Source organism: Clostridium sp. LS (assembly GCF_002760435.1).
Classification (GTDB): domain Bacteria; phylum Bacillota; class Clostridia; order Clostridiales; family Clostridiaceae; genus Clostridium.
This window is the reverse complement of sequence record NZ_AUUU01000102.1, coordinates 13,565-29,134: the sequence shown is the minus strand read 5'-3', so window position 1 is coordinate 29,134 and position 15,570 is coordinate 13,565. Positions and strand designations below refer to the sequence as shown.

Below are 15,570 nucleotides of genomic sequence, written 5' to 3'. Positions count from 1 at the left end.
AACAGCAACAAATAACGCTAATTCAGGAGTTATAACAGCAGTATTCCCAGCAACAAATTAAAAAATAAAAGGTGAGAAAACCTATCATGCTTGTAAGAGCCTTTTAATGATTTGTTAAGATGTATCTAAGATACATCTAAAGAATATTACAATTGACATTAAATTAAATTATGACAGTAGATAGTTTTAAATCAAAAATAAAAGTATCTACTGTTTTATATTATATAGCGAAATATAGAATTTAAGGTGGATTAAATATCGGAACGGTAGATAAGTATCGCAATACGAACAAAAATTAACATATGTGAAATTTTATAACATCTAAATTATCTGTGATAATTTAAATGTTTAATACAATGAAAATAATATAGAAGCCAAATTAAATTTATATTTGCATTAGTGTCAATTTATGATTTTTTACCGAGTTTTAACTGTTTTTATCATATTACTTGTTAGGTTTTTATGAGGTTTATTTTAAATTGCTTATAAAGTGATGTGTGTTTAATAAAATATAGATAAATGTAATGAGAAAAACATGAGAGAAAAAGATTTAGAAAAGGTAATTGATGCATTACCTTTTCTAAATGAAATTTTGGCAGAAGATCATTCATTTTATCTCTATGATGTAGTAAACATGAAAACAATAATAGTTGAAGAAAAAAATCTAAAAATCTATGAGGAGGTGAGGCAAATTGTAGGAGCTGAGGTAAATAAAGTAGTATAAGCATTATCGTAGTTTTATCGGCAACTTTAATCAGATTTAATATTGATAATTACTTGAGTAATGAAAACGATATTTTTACTTACCTTGTGAAAAATATGATATATGAAGAAGGAGAAAGTTTATGGATAATATTATTAAAATGAGAAAATCAAGAATTCTAATTTATTTTATAATGATTATAACTATTCTGTTCACTATGATATTTTCTAAGAGCGCAAAGGCTGAAGCGCTTACTAATCAAAGCCAAAATATAGCTAATCTTGCAACTGATTTTGGGGCTCAAGGAAATAATGGATGGTACTATGGATACGGAACAAGTAATGCAGATTTCACTTTAGCTGCAAGCTATGATGATTCTAGCAAAAAATATTATCAGACAGGCTTGGATGGACTTGAACTTCATTCGGATTTTGTTCATCCAGCAGCAAGCAAAGGAGCTATATACAAATGGGTTGTTGGAGTTACTGGAAAGATTAACTTAGCAGGGAGTTATACTAAATTTAAGCAAGCTGACAGTAATCCAAGCTGGCCTGATGGAGTTAAACTAAAAATATTTCTTAATGGACAAGTAATCAAAGAAGATTCGGTTCAAGTAAGCAACTCAATTGATATTGTTGACACTATTAATATTAATAGTATCAGTGTAACTCAAGGAGATAACATTTACTTTGTAATTACTGCTAATAACAACAATGCTTGGGATGGGGGAAAACTTGATGTTAGTATAACCCCAGCAGTGTATGATGACCAAAATATATTTCCAAAATCGCAGCAATCAAGTTTAAGTTTTGTGGGAGATCCTATGCCATATTATGAGAATGGAAAATTCAATATATTTTATCTAGACGATATAAGAGATCAAATTGAAAATGGATTTCATCCTTGGAGTTTGATGCAATCAGATAACTTGTATAACTATACCAACCAAGGGAAGGTAATTAATCATTCAAATGATAATTTAGATCAAGATTTAGCTTTGGGAACAGGATCTGTAATTAAAGATAAAAATGGTTTATATCATGCATTTTTTACTGGTTTCAACGATCGAAGACCTGATGTAGTATCACAGTTAAATAAAGCAAATTTAGCTTCAGACTTTGGGGGTCAAGGAAATAATAGGTGGAACTATGGCTATGGAACCAGTAATGCAGATTTCACGTTAGCTACAGGCTATGATGCCGCTAATAAAAAATACTATCAGTCAGGTTTAGATGGACTTGAACTTCACCCTGATTTTGTTCAACCATCAGCTAGCAAAGGTGCAATCTATAGATGGACTGCTGGAGAAACTGGAAAAATAGATTTAACAGGAACTTATACAAAATTCACTCAAAATGACAGTAATCCAAGTTGGCCTGATGGAGTTACATTAACAATATATTGTAATAATCAAATATTACAGAGAGATGTGGTACCTGTAAGTAACTCAGTACAAAATGTAGATAAAATTAAACTTGAGATGGTTAAAGTAAATCAAGGAGATAATATTTACTTTGTAATTACGGCTAATAACAATAATGCTTGGGATGGAGGAAAACTTGATGTAAGTATAAATCCTACAGAAATAGCTAATGAAGCAATTATGCATGCTACAAGTACAGATCTTAAAAATTGGACAAAGCAATATAACGATACTTTTTTTGCTTCAGCACAATATTCAAAGAATGATTTTAGAGACTCATATGTTTTTTATAATCAAGATGATAATAAGTATTGGATGCTTATAACAACTAGAAAGAATGACACGGGAGTAATAGCAAAATATGTATCAGATGATTTGAAAAATTGGACTGACCAAGGTGTATTCTTCACCAATGATATGAATACCTCAAATTTAGAGTGCCCTACATTGATTAAATATGGAAGTTACTGGTATTTAACTTTTTCAGATCAATCAGCAGCTGATCCATATGGAAACCGAGTTGTTCATTATAGAAAAGCAAGCAGCATAAATGGACCATTTATTAAACCAGGTAGAGATAGTTTTGATGGAAATGGTTTTTATGCTGGAAAATTAGAAAAGGATTCTTCTAACAACCTTTTTTTATTTGGATGGACTCCAACTAAAGTAGGTTACAATGATGCAAATGCATATGATTGGGCAGGAAACTTAGTAGTGCACCAAATTAAGCAAAATACAAACGGAGATCTTTATGTAACCCCTGTTCAATCCGTAGTAAATAAAATATATCAACAGATTAATCTGACTCAGTATAATAAAACCTCAACAGTAACTAAGAATAATAATGACTATTCTTTCTCAGGAAATGGATATGAGTCAGTAACTTTTAATGAAATTAGTGGAACCAATAAAATTACTGGGAAAATAAATACAAAATCTAAAAATAATAACTTTGGTTTTATGTTTAATGTAGGAGAGAATGGTAAGGCTCCATTAAATATTGTTTTTAACCATCAATATGGAAGATTAGAATTTTACAACGCATCAACAGATGCATCATTAGGTCAATTGCAATCTACCAAGCCTATAACTGTTCCAGATAATGGAGTTTTGGATTTTACCATTCTAATTAATGATTCAGTTGCGGTTTTGTACGTAAATAATGAAGCTGCATTTAGTACACGTATGTATAATATGCAAAATCACAAATGGGGAATATTCTCTATGGATAGCGATGTAACATTCAGTAACATTCAACTAAGTAAATAGGTTATTTTGAGCATGGATTTGATAAGTGTAAATAATAAGAATCGAGCATTAGATATTGGTTGTGGTTCGGGTATTCTAACCTTTGAACTGTGTAAGCATTATGGAGAAGTCATTGGAATAGATATTTCAGAAGAAATGTTGTCAGTAGCAAAGTCAAAAAGACAAAGAGATAATATAAGTTATATTAATATGGACGCTAATGAATTATGCTTTGAAAAGACTTTTGATTTTATTGTAAGTAGAACTACTTTTCATCATTTATTTAATATTCAAAGTGTGCTTAAACAGATGAAGTCTATGTTAAACGAAGGTGGTAAAATTGTAATTCTTGATAATGTTTCAAAAGTTGAAACTCCTCCAAGATGGGCATATATAGTAGGAGCGTTTCAAGATTTTTATATTGCTTTATCTGAAATAGGACTGCAAAAGGAACTAGAAAGAGTAATAGGTAAAAATTAGTGGCTACTTATACTATATTTGCAGGGGTAAATGGTGCTGGAAAAACATCAATATATGAGTCTATTTATTATGAAAGAAATAAAGATGAAAAGAGAATAAATACTGATGGGATGATAGCAAGAATAGCTTCGTGGAAAGACAATAATCTTCGAATGGAGTCAGGTTATTCTAATAAAATAGATGATTGATATAAAGCTAATGTAAATTAAGTAACTATATAAGTTCTAATAGGGTTTCTACATTTTAACACGTAGCCTGTCTATTGTTTGTGTAGGAACCTTATTAATTGTTTCAATGAAATTTTGTATAGAAACTCTCAATTGAAACGATGCTATTTGTGGAAATAAAATAATTTGTTCTATAGGAAAAATAGTATTAACTTTAATTTCATGTTAATAAAACTAATTTTGACTAGGGAAGATATGAGTATATATTAAGTAATCAATAATGCACAAGTTATAGAACATATTTAGAGGAGTTTAATCTTTGTAGATTAATTAATTCAGCTTGAAGAGATTAATGTCTTTTGTTTTTTATATTTTTCATTTGTTTACAATGGCTAATAACAAATGAGGATACTGGTAGATAAAAATATGCTTCGGCTCCAACCGAAGTATTTGTTATTGCATTTACCAAAGCAATAATATAAAATGTAGAATATGTGTGACCTTGAAATTGATCTGCAGTAATTTCATAATACTATTATTATTTTTAATCACAGTGAAAACGTATTTATTTTATTAGGTACATAAAATTTATATGAATTATTGAGTCCTTTACTTAGAATGGGGTGATTAATAAATGTGTAAACCTTTTAAAGTTCATCGAAGGCTTTTAAATTCAATAAAAAATTTAAATTTAAGATACCAGCTCATATTATCATATATTCCGATTTTTGTAATTTCTCTATTAATTATTGATTTAGTATCATATTATCTTATGGCAAATACCCTACAAAAGAATTCTAGGGAATTTGTAAATCAAACTGTAAAGATTATAAGTAGAGATATAACAAAGAATCTTAATCAGTATGATGAAATAAGTTCGTCAATAGCATTTGATGAGAATCTTAGCAGTTTGCTATCTGGAGAAATAAATGATTACAATTACTTTATAAAGAGTAATAAAGTAAAACAGAAGCTATATTATTTTACTCAAAATTCAAAGGATGTAAAATCGATATTTATATATCCTATAAACCGTTCGGCAGTTATAAGATCCAACAGTAATATTATATACAATGATATGAACTACATAGATAATGAGTATTTTAAATCACTTGCGAGTAATACAGAAACGAAGGTGTGGTCAACAAATGCAGTGGCAGGTTACGATCCGGAAGGAGGTAATTATCTATATTTTTTAAGATCAATACCTAATTTTGGTGTTTCTAATGGCTTAATACAAATGCAAATACGTGAGAAAAGCATTTTTGACATTTATAAGGATTCATCCTTTGGCAAGGATTCTACAATATTTATCATAGATGAAAATGGTTATATAATATCACATTCAAATAAAGAAAAGATTTCAACCAGGATTCAAACCTCTATAATTGAAAATATAAATCAGAATTCAGGTAGTTTTACAACTGAAATTGATGGAAAAAATTATATGATAGTATATAATGCTGTTGCGTCTTCTAAGTGGACGTTAATTGCGACTATTCCCATTGATTATATTCAATCAAATAGCCAATGGCTGCTTAACACAAATCTAATTATTATAATGATTAGTTTTACTTTTATTATATTAATATCTGTATGGGTATCATCAAAGATTGCAAGTCCTTTAGAAAGGGTCGGAAAGGCTATGAAGCGCCTAGAAAAGGGAGATTTTGAAGTAAGACTGGATTATGACAGCGATAATGAGATAGGAAAAATATACAAAAGATATAATACAATGGCGGCGGAAATAAAAAATCTTATGAAAATTATACGGAGAGAAGAGAAAAAAAAGAAGGAGGCATATATTAAAGTACTACAAGCTCAAATTAAACCTCACTTTTTATATAATACTCTATTCACAATAAAATGTCTTGCATCCATAAAAAAACAGCCTCAAATTGAGGAACTTTTGGATTCGCTAATAAAATTATTGATGGCAAGTATAAGCAAGGGCGGAGAATTTGTAAGTGTTTATGAAGAAATTGATTATATAAAAAACTTTGCATTAATACAAAAATACAGATTTGAGGACAAATTCAAAATTATATTTGATATAAGTTCAGAAATACAAGACTGCATTGTACCTAAGCTCATTCTTCAACCAATTATAGAAAATTCCATAGTTCATGGTATGGATGGTGAAATAAGCTTTATCGAAGTTAATATTGAAGGCAGAGTAGAGGGAGAGGATATTGTATTCAGAATCAGAGATAATGGAAAAGGTATAGATGCAGATAAAATAAACATGATGTTACAAGTTTCGGAAAGTAATAATAAAAATGGTTTTAATGGGATGGGAATAAAGAATGTTAATGAACGTATCAAGCTTTATTTTGGAGAACAATACGGATTGTATTATTCAAGTAATGTAGAAAATGGTACTGAAGTAATAATGCGTTTGCCGGTTATTAAAGATGAAAGGGGAATTCAGAAGTATGTATAGTGTCATTATAGTAGAAGATGATGCAATAGTTAGAACATATTTGTCAGGCTTGCTTGAATGGGAATCTTATGGCATGAAAGTTGTTGGTGAATTTAAAAACGGTAAGGAAGCTGAGCAATTTATCGAAGAGCAAAATGTTGACATAGTTATTACTGATGTAAGTATGCCTGTTATGAATGGTATTGAGTTAATTAAATATATTAAAAATACTGAAAAAATAGTTAAAATTATTGTATTAAGTTGTCATAGTGATTATGATTTCATTCGTGAGGCACTTAAGTGCGGAGTAAGTGATTATATTTTAAAGCAATATCTAACAAAGGAAAACTTGTTAGAGCTTCTTGAAAAATTAATTGGAGAAATAGAAATTGAAAAAGATAGTGCAATTTATGGGAAGGAAGCTAGTCAGGCAATTAAATCTAATTTGCTTAAAAATATATTTAATGGAATTGTAAGAGATAAAAACGATATTGTTGGAGAATTGCCTTCTGTTGAATATATTTTAAATAACGGTAAATATTTTGTAGCAATTGCCAAAATTGATGATTTTTTAGTTATGAGTGAAGAGTTAGTTAATGAACAGTTGAAAAAAACTAATTTACATATTATGAGTGTAATTGAATCAATAATAAAGAAAAATGCAAGTGGAATAGTTGAATTAACCAAAAATAATGAGTTTACAATTTTATTAGGTTTTAATGCGAATGAGGATTTGGAAATCATACTTGAAAAAGTAAATGAAATTATGTGTAATATTAGAACTGAAGTTATGAATACAATTTCTTATTCTATAAGTATTGGAATCAGTAATTTATGCAGTGATTTTTCTCAGGTAACTGAGGCATATAAACGTACACAAAGTATGATTGAAGGATACATGCTTTTTGATAAAGGTAAAATTTATTTCCTGAAAGATCAGAAAAAATATAACTATTATACATTAACTCTTGAGGATGAAAAGGATTTATTAAGAGCTATAATTGAGGAAAATATAAATGAAGCAGTAGTTTTAGTTGAAAGTTATTTAGATAAATTTAAAACTGAATATGAAGAAGTGAATACACTAAAAGTATGGATAATAGATTTAGTAAATATATTAACTAGGATTGCAATGAAATGTGAGATTGATCCACAAGTTTTGTTTGAAACGGATTATATACCATATGAGGAAATTGAATCTAAACAAAATATTGAGGATATTAAAAATTGGTTTGTATCTATAATAAAAAAGATAGTAGATATAAATAATGGAGAAAATAATTTGTATAGATCAGAAATATTAAAAGCTGTTGAATATATCGAAAATCATTGTACTGAAGATATATATTTGCGGGATGTGGCTAATCATGTTAATATAAGCCCAAATTATTTTAGTATGATATTTAAAAAAGAGATAGGAGTTGTTTTTTCAGAATTTTTACTTAACGCTCGACTAGAAAAGTCAAAAATTTTTTTGAAGAAAAAAGGAATAAAGATATATGAGGCTGCATTTAAAGCAGGATTTAATAACGATCAATATTTCAATAGAATTTTCAAACAAAAATTTGGTGTAACACCTTTAGCTTTTAAAAGGCAATGGGAGCAGCTAGAGAAAGGTAAATAGGGGGGATTTTATGTCAAGAAAAAAATTAAAGGTAATAATATCTTGTATGACATTTTCAATTATGTTTTTTATTCTAGCTATGGGGTGTGAAAGTCAAAGTAATGAAAGTAATATACCTAACAATGAAAAATCTGAAGAAAATCACATAACAGTATTAGTTGAAGCAGGAAGTCCAGCTTATACCGTTGCAAAAAACACTGCAGAGGAGTTTAAAAAGAATACAGGATATGAAGTGAAAATTGAAACTGCTCCATATATTGATGTTTTTGATAAATTGAGATCTGCGGTAGCTTCAGGCTCAGGTGCGTATGATGTTGCAACTATAGATATACTTTGGTTTCCAAATCTAGTAAAAGGTCTGCTTCCAATAGATGATATTGTAACAGATGAGGTTAAAAATGACTTGTTGCCTAAAACTTTAGAAGGTGGAAAATACAATGAAAAGTTTTATGGATTACCTGCATGGACTGATTGTAAGATTCTGTTTTATAGGAAAGATCTTTTTGAAGATCCAAAAGAAAAAGAAACTTTTAAAAAAATGTACGGCTATGATTTAAATCCTCCAAAGAATTGGAAAGAATATAGAGACATTGCTAAGTTCTTTACACGTGATGCAAATAACGATGGAAAAATTGACATATATGGGACCAGTGTATTTGGTGAAAACAATGGTGATTCTGTATGTAGTTGGTTGGATCACTCTTTGCAAGCTGGAGCCAAACCTGTTGTTGTTAATGAAAAAGGAGAGATTTTAATCAATAAGGAACCTTATGTAGAAGCACTTCAATTTCTTTCAGATATACTTAATAAAGATAAATCTGCACCTCCTGAATCTCTTGAAATGTCATCCGCTGAAACAGCAGAAATGTTTTGGAATGGAAAGCTTGCTATGATGCTGGCATGGGGACACTTTTATGTACCTTCAAACGATCCACAAAAGTCAAATGTTGCAGGTAAGATTGGAACAGCACCTATGATTGCAGGGGATGCTGGGGTTGGATCAATACCAGGCCCATGGTATCAAATTATTCCAAGTTCATCTAAAAATCAGGATATAGCAAAGAGATACCTTATGTTTCTATATGAAAAGAATTCTTTATATATGGATAATTTTGGGGTAGCTGCTAGAAAGTCTGTATTTGAGGAATACAGTAAAAAAGCTGGTTATGAACATCTTAGATCTATTTCGGATTCATTATCAGGTGCGCAGTCACAGAATCGTCCGGCAATTGCTGAATGGACACGAATAGAGTCTGAAGCTCTAGCTCCTGCCATACAACAGGTGTTAATAGGAAATAAGTCACCCAAAGAAGCTTTGAATGGGGCTGCTGAACAGGTGAAAGCTATGCTTCAACAATAAATAGAATAGAAGTTGTATAGCGTGCTATTTATAACATGATTATTATCTTTATTTGAGGTCAGAGATAAATTTGTAAAAATATAAATTTATCTCAGACCTCTTTAACTTTATAATATGTTAATACTAAAAACAGTTGAATATATTTATGAAAATAAGTCAATATTTTCGTAGATAAGTGCAAGATAAGATTAAAAGTTAATACTATATGAAAATAAGTCAATATTTTTGTAGATTAAGTACAAGATAAAGATTAACATGTAAAGCTTTAGAATAGGCTCTTGTGCATTGAAGGATTATAAGTAAAGAATTGAATAAAATATGAAAACATTTTCATAATCCGCTGTGATATTATAAATCCATAGTTAATTTAAACATTTTCATTTTGTTGCAAGCTTGTTTTGCTATAAAAATAATATAATATGTTTTAATTAATTATAGAATTTATATATCAAACATAAAATTTTAAAAATTATTTTTAAGGGGATGAAGTAATGAAAAAGAAAATCTTAACCTTATTATTGATTTCAACAATGGTAGCTACTTTAGTAGCAGGATGTTCGAAATCTACAACTGGTGGTAATGACTCAGGAAAAGATTCTACAGGTAAAAAGGAAATAAATATTCTAGTAGAAAGCGGAAGTCCTGGAGAAAGTGTAGCAAAATCAACGGCAGCGGATTTTGAAAAAGAGACTGGATACAAAGTTGTGGTAGATGCAGTTCCTTATTCTGGAATGTATGATAAATTGTCAACAGAAATTAATTCCAAAGCCTCAGTTCATGATGTTGCAACGTTAGATGTTCTATGGTTACCAGCATTTCAAAATGCTCTATTGCCACTTAATGATTTGGCAACAGATGATGTTAAATCTGACTTTTTACCTACGTTGGTAGACGGTGGAACATTAAATGGATCTTTATATGGTTTCCCAATGTGGATTAATGCAAAAGTGTTGATTTATAGAACTGACTTATTTAATGACGCAGCAAATAAATCAGCTTTTAAAGCAAAATATGGTTATGATTTAATTGTACCAACAACATGGCAGCAATATAAAGATGTTGCGGAGTTCTTTACAAAGGATGGTATGAATGGAACAGCAGTATTTGGTGCAGCAAATGGAGATACAGTATGTAGCTGGTTAGATCATGCTGCTCAAGCAGGAGCTAATCCACTTGTATTAGATAAAGATAACAAAGTATTAGTTAACCAAGCTCCATATGTAGAAGCATTACAATATCTTTGTGATTTATATAATAAAGGATATGCGCCAAAAGAAACTCTCTCCGTTGCAAGTACAGAAGCAGAAGAAATGTTCAAAAATGGTAAGTTAGCTATGCAGTTAAACTGGAGTCATCAATATCCATCAGCTTATGCAGCGCTTCCAGGAAAAGTTGGAGTTGCTCCTATGATAGGTGGATCATCAGGTGTTGCAGCAACTACTGGCCCTTGGTATGAATCAGTACTAAAGACTTCTAAAAATCAAGATATTGCAAAAAAATATGTAAAATTTATGTATGATCATAATGGAGATTACATGGAAGCAGCATTGAAGATTGCAGGTAGAAAATCTGTATATGAAAAATACAGCACTCAACCAGGCAATGAGCATCTTAATGCAGTTTTAACTACTCTAGCAGCTAAACAATCTCAAAACAGGCCAGCTACAGCTCATTGGACAGAGATAGAAGAAGTGCTTTATGGTGCAATTCAAAATGCTTTGGCAGGTAAAGCAACTCCACAGGGAGCTTTAGATGATGCTAAAACAAAGATTGAAGCTATTGTACAATAAAAAAACTTATAAATATATTATTTAATTAGGATATAGGCTATTACTAATTAAGCAATAGCCTATACCGAATAAATTAAATGGAAAGGTGATTTTACCATGGGAATTATTTCAAGAAAAACTTTAATTATGTTTTTTCTTCCTGGTTGTATTTTCATGGGTGTATTTCTGATATATCCCATATTAAAAATGGCAATTGATAGTTTTTATACCTTTGATTTAACTGGAGCGAGTTCATTTGTAGGATTTGATAATTATATCAAAGCTTTTACAACAGCAAGTTTTTTAACACCATTAGCAAATACATTAGTATATATTATTATTGCAGTTACAGTTGAATTGTGTATTGGATTAATAATGGCATTATTGTTTGAGCATCAATATAAAGGAAATAAAATAGTTCGATCATTGATATTAACACCTTTAATGATTGCGCCACTAGTTGCAGGTTTGGTGTGGAAATTAATGTTAAGTGCTCAATTTGGTATTGTAAATCAAATTTTGAAGGATTTACATATCATTAAAGATACAAACAGCATATTATGGCTTGCTGATAGAAAGTGGGCATTACTTTCTTGTACTTTTGCTGATATCTGGTTAACAACACCTTTTATGATGTTAATGATTTTAGCTGGATTGCAGGGTGTTGATTCAAGTATGATTGAAGCGGCAAAAATAGATGGGGCAAATAAACTGCAGCAAATATTTTTGGTAAAGGTACCAAATATAAAACCTGTTTTGCTCACAGCGTTGTCTATTAGAATTATTGATGCGGCAAGAACTTTTGATATTATTTGGGCTATGACTCAAGGCGGACCAAATAATTCTTCGGAAGTAATTAGTGTTGTAATTTATAGAACACTTGCAAGATACAATCAAGTTGGATATGCAAGTGCAATGGCTGTTGTTTTTGTTATTATTCTTATTGTTTTTACTTTAGTGTTTATGCAAAGTCTATGGAACCCTAAAAAGGAATAAGAAGGAGGAAAATCATGACACATTTAAGAGAAGAGATGGGAAAGCGTATAGTAATAGTTATATCTTTAATATTTACTTTATTTTGGCTATTTCCATATTTATATTTAATTAGTTCATCATTTAAACCTGGCTCACAAGTAATATCAATACCTGCAAAGTTTTTTCCTACTCAATTATCTATAGAGAATTTTTCAGACTTATTTGTTAGAGTCCCAGCATTTAAATATATGACTAACAGTTTTATATGTGCTGTTGCAAGTACATTCATTGCTGTAATTTTAGGAGCTTTAGCTTCTTATGCAATATCACGCTCTGGGGCTAAATTATCAGGCTTGTTAGTTGTTTTAGTTTTATGTTTAAAAATGATTCCTACATCGAGCATTGCAGTACCAATTTATAATATTATTACAAATATGGGTTTGTATGATACAAGAGTTGCATTAATCATTGTTTATGCAGCGATAAATATTCCATTTGTTATGTGGACTATGATAAGTTTTTACAAAGGTATACCGATGACGTTAGATGAAGCAGCGTGTGTAGATGGAGCAAGTAATTTTTATACATTTAGGAAAATAATTTTACCTATTTGCATGCCTGGTATTGCAACAGCTTCTATTTTTACTTTGTTTTTAGCTTGGAATGATTTCTTAATTGCTTTGCTATTAACAAGTACTAATGCAAAGACATTTACTGTAGGTTTATCAGAATTCTTATCAGCTTATAGTATGGATTTAGGGCCTATGTGTGCAGGTGCATTTATTTTTAGCTTTCCAGTGATGATATTGGCGATGTTTGCGCAAAAATATATTGTAAAAGGTATGACAGCTGGTGCTGTAAAGGGTTAAATTTAAATTATTTAATGAGGAGATGATAAGTTTAATGATTACAAAACATCAACTAAACATAGAAAAAGCACAGAAAGCTATTGAAGCAACAAAGCCACTAATAGAAGACGCAAAAATGAGACAAAGATATCACTTTATGGCAGAGGCGGGATGGATAAATGATCCAAATGGCTTGATATTTTTTAAGAATCAATATCATTTTTTCTATCAATATAACCCATACGACGCTTATTGGGGGGCTATGCATTGGGGACATGCTGTCAGTGATGATATGGTACATTGGGAGTATATGCCTATTGCGTTAGCACCAAGTGAACACTACGATGACCATGAAAGAGGGGGGTGTTTTTCTGGAAGTGCCATTGAACATGAAGGTAAATTATATTTGTTATACACAGGGACAACCAACTACGGGGATGGATTTGTACAAACACAGTGTCTAGCTTATAGCGAAGATGGTATAAATTTCCAAAAATATGGAAATAATCCTGTAATAGTAGCACCAGAAGGATATGAACAGGAAAACTTTAGAGATCCAAAGGTATGGAAACACGAAGATTATTTTTACCTGGTATGTGGAGCTAAGAAAGACAATTTGGCAAAAGCACTTTTATTTAAATCCCCAAACTTAAAGGATTGGGAATTTGTAAATGTATTAGCTGAGAGTCGTGGAGAGCTTGGACACATGTGGGAGTGTCCTGACTTCTATCAAATAGGAGATAAGCATGTTCTAATGTTTTCACCAATGGGATTACATGAACGTACAGCGGTATATTTGGTAGGAGATATGGATTACACAACTGGAAAGTTCAATTATTACACAACAGGCGAAATTGACTGGGGGTTTGATTTTTATGCTCCTCAATCATTTTTAGATGGCAAAGGAAGAAGACTGCTTGTAGGATGGGCAAATGAATGGGAGTGGATGCCTTGGTGGAAAGACTGGGGTCCATCATTTAAGGAGAAATGGTGTGGATTCTTTAATATTCCAAGAGAAGTAAAACTACTTGAAGATAATACGTTAATGTTTGTACCAGTGGAAGAGTTTAATAAGCTGCACTATGATGAGAACATAAAAGAAAACATAGAAATAAATAATAATAAATATGAAATTCATGCTGGAGATGGAATTGCATATGAAATAAAAATGGAAATCGACTTAAGGGGGACCACAGCAGATAGTTTTGAACTGATTTTAAGGTGTTCGAATACAAAGAAAACAGTTATAACCTTTGACTTAAAGAAATCAGAGTTGACTTTCGATAGAAATAATTCAGATGGATGGAGTAAGGGCATATCTAGAAGTACATTGAAACTTAAGGATAAGAATATTTTAGATGTTGATATTTTTGCTGATCAAAGCTCCATTGAGATGTTTACTGATAACTACCAAACAGCTCATTCAGGAAATATATTTGCAACAAATGAAGAAAATAAGAATTATATAGTTGCGAAAAATGGAATATTAGCTATAAAAAAATTATGTACTTGGGGAATGGAAACATCTATGAAATAGTTTCTACTAAATTTTGGAGGTATAAAAATGATTGCTAACAAAGAACTTGATGTAGTTTCACTAGGGGAATTACTTATTGATTTTACGATGAATGGAGTCAGTGAACAAGGAAATCAATTGTTTGAGGCAAATCCAGGTGGAGCACCTTGCAATGTACTATCTATGTTGAACAATTTAGGCAAAAAGACTTCTTTTATAGGTAAAGTAGGAAATGATCAATTTGGTTTTTTGCTTAAAAGAACTCTTGAAGAACTTGCCATAGGCACAGATAATTTAGTAATAGATAACGAAGTAAATACAACATTAGCTTTTGTTCATACTGCACAGGATGGAGATAGAAGTTTTTCCTTTTATAGAAAACCAGGAGCAGATATGATGCTGAATGAATCTGAAATTAGAGAAGGCATTATTAAAAAAGCTAAAATATTTCATTTTGGAACCTTATCTATGACGGATGAAGGTGTAAAGAAAGCTACAGAAAAGGCTTTAAAAATTGCAAAAGATAATAATCTATTAATTTCTTTTGATCCTAATTTACGTCCGCCTCTTTGGAGATCTTTAAACGAAGCGAAGGAATGTATTAAATTCGGTTTGAGTCAATGTAATATTTTGAAAATTGCAGACGAGGAATTGGAATTTGTGACAGAATGCAAAACCATTGAAGATGGGGTGAAATATATTCAAAAAAATTACAATATTGATTTGATTTTAGTAACAATGGGTAAACGCGGCAGTAAGGCTTTTTATAGAGGAATATCTGTTGAAAAAGAAGGTATAATTCAAAAAAATACAATAGATACAACTGGAGCTGGAGACACTTTTTGCGGGTGTATTTTAAATTTTGTGTTAGAGCATGGCTTAGAGGATTTAACAGAATCTTCTTTAATAGATATGATAACTTTTGCAAATGTAGCAGCGTCAATTATAACAACTAGAAGAGGTGCTATTAGATCTATGCCTTCAAAAAAAGAAATTCTTAATTTTATTCAGTGTTAATCTTATAGGAGGTTTTAT

General features: G+C 30.6%; 11 protein-coding genes and 1 pseudogene. All 12 read left to right on the top strand.

Annotated elements, in window-relative coordinates; genetic code table 11:
- Nucleotides 1-535 precede the first annotated feature (535 nt).
- The 12 genes and pseudogenes from COL3_RS20640 (at nt 536) to COL3_RS20585 (ending at nt 15,552) form a co-directional block, all read left to right on the top strand.
- Complete coding sequence (locus COL3_RS20640; protein ID WP_008420384.1) at nt 536-724, top strand: hypothetical protein; 189 nt, start codon at nt 536-538, stop codon at nt 722-724.
- A 121-nt stretch (nt 725-845) separates the two neighbouring features.
- Entirely contained in the window at nt 846-3,395 is a 2,550-nt protein-coding gene (locus tag COL3_RS28460) for a glycoside hydrolase family 32 protein (RefSeq protein ID WP_008420383.1), read from the top strand.
- Nucleotides 3,396-3,407: 12 nt separating this feature from the next.
- Nucleotides 3,408-3,791, top strand: a pseudogene (locus COL3_RS20630) (class I SAM-dependent methyltransferase); the annotation flags it as partial.
- A 62-nt stretch (nt 3,792-3,853) separates the two neighbouring features.
- Nucleotides 3,854-4,042, top strand: coding sequence for a hypothetical protein (locus COL3_RS20625; RefSeq protein WP_008420378.1), 189 nt, complete (start codon nt 3,854-3,856; stop codon nt 4,040-4,042).
- Between the two features lie 613 nt (nt 4,043-4,655).
- Nucleotides 4,656-6,464, top strand: a complete 1,809-nt coding sequence (locus COL3_RS20620) for a sensor histidine kinase (RefSeq protein WP_008420377.1) — start codon at nt 4,656-4,658, stop codon at nt 6,462-6,464.
- Nucleotides 6,457-8,067: a response regulator gene (locus COL3_RS20615; RefSeq protein ID WP_008420375.1), complete on the top strand. Its 1,611-nt coding sequence runs from the start codon at nt 6,457-6,459 to the stop codon at nt 8,065-8,067. The genes COL3_RS20620 and COL3_RS20615 overlap by 8 nt, the downstream gene beginning before the upstream one ends.
- A 10-nt stretch (nt 8,068-8,077) precedes the next feature.
- Nucleotides 8,078-9,427 carry a sugar ABC transporter substrate-binding protein gene (locus COL3_RS20610; protein ID WP_008420373.1) on the top strand — a complete coding sequence of 450 codons (1,350 nt, stop codon included), beginning with the start codon at nt 8,078-8,080 and terminating at the stop codon, nt 9,425-9,427.
- A 491-nt stretch (nt 9,428-9,918) separates the two neighbouring features.
- Nucleotides 9,919-11,217 carry a sugar ABC transporter substrate-binding protein gene (locus tag COL3_RS20605; protein ID WP_008420371.1) on the top strand — a complete coding sequence of 433 codons (1,299 nt, stop codon included), beginning with the start codon at nt 9,919-9,921 and terminating at the stop codon, nt 11,215-11,217.
- 96 nt (nt 11,218-11,313) lie between these two features.
- On the top strand, nt 11,314-12,192 hold the full coding sequence (locus COL3_RS20600; protein WP_008420369.1) for a sugar ABC transporter permease: 879 nt from the start codon (nt 11,314-11,316) through the stop codon (nt 12,190-12,192).
- A gap of 14 nt (nt 12,193-12,206) precedes the next feature.
- Nucleotides 12,207-13,040 carry a carbohydrate ABC transporter permease gene (locus tag COL3_RS20595; protein WP_008420367.1) on the top strand — a complete coding sequence of 278 codons (834 nt, stop codon included), beginning with the start codon at nt 12,207-12,209 and terminating at the stop codon, nt 13,038-13,040.
- A 34-nt stretch (nt 13,041-13,074) separates the two neighbouring features.
- The gene (locus COL3_RS20590) at nt 13,075-14,556 is read left to right on the top strand and encodes a glycoside hydrolase family 32 protein (protein WP_008420366.1); all 1,482 of its coding nucleotides are present in this window, start codon (nt 13,075-13,077) and stop codon (nt 14,554-14,556) included.
- A 27-nt stretch (nt 14,557-14,583) separates the two neighbouring features.
- Nucleotides 14,584-15,552: a carbohydrate kinase gene (locus tag COL3_RS20585; protein WP_008420365.1), complete on the top strand. Its 969-nt coding sequence runs from the start codon at nt 14,584-14,586 to the stop codon at nt 15,550-15,552.
- Nucleotides 15,553-15,570: the final 18 nt, after the last annotated feature.

Bases quoted from the DNA above. Each gene is read 5' to 3' on its own strand.
- COL3_RS20640 (WP_008420384.1), top strand. From the start codon at position 536: ATGAGAGAAAAAGATTTAGAAAAGGTAATTGATGCATTACCTTTTCTA.
- COL3_RS28460 (WP_008420383.1), top strand. From the start codon at position 846: ATGGATAATATTATTAAAATGAGAAAATCAAGAATTCTAATTTATTTT.
- COL3_RS20620 (WP_008420377.1), top strand. From the start codon at position 4,656: ATGTGTAAACCTTTTAAAGTTCATCGAAGGCTTTTAAATTCAATAAAA.
- COL3_RS20615 (WP_008420375.1), top strand. From the start codon at position 6,457: ATGTATAGTGTCATTATAGTAGAAGATGATGCAATAGTTAGAACATAT.
- COL3_RS20610 (WP_008420373.1), top strand. From the start codon at position 8,078: ATGTCAAGAAAAAAATTAAAGGTAATAATATCTTGTATGACATTTTCA.
- COL3_RS20605 (WP_008420371.1), top strand. From the start codon at position 9,919: ATGAAAAAGAAAATCTTAACCTTATTATTGATTTCAACAATGGTAGCT.
- COL3_RS20600 (WP_008420369.1), top strand. From the start codon at position 11,314: ATGGGAATTATTTCAAGAAAAACTTTAATTATGTTTTTTCTTCCTGGT.
- COL3_RS20595 (WP_008420367.1), top strand. From the start codon at position 12,207: ATGACACATTTAAGAGAAGAGATGGGAAAGCGTATAGTAATAGTTATA.
- COL3_RS20590 (WP_008420366.1), top strand. From the start codon at position 13,075: ATGATTACAAAACATCAACTAAACATAGAAAAAGCACAGAAAGCTATT.
- COL3_RS20585 (WP_008420365.1), top strand. From the start codon at position 14,584: ATGATTGCTAACAAAGAACTTGATGTAGTTTCACTAGGGGAATTACTT.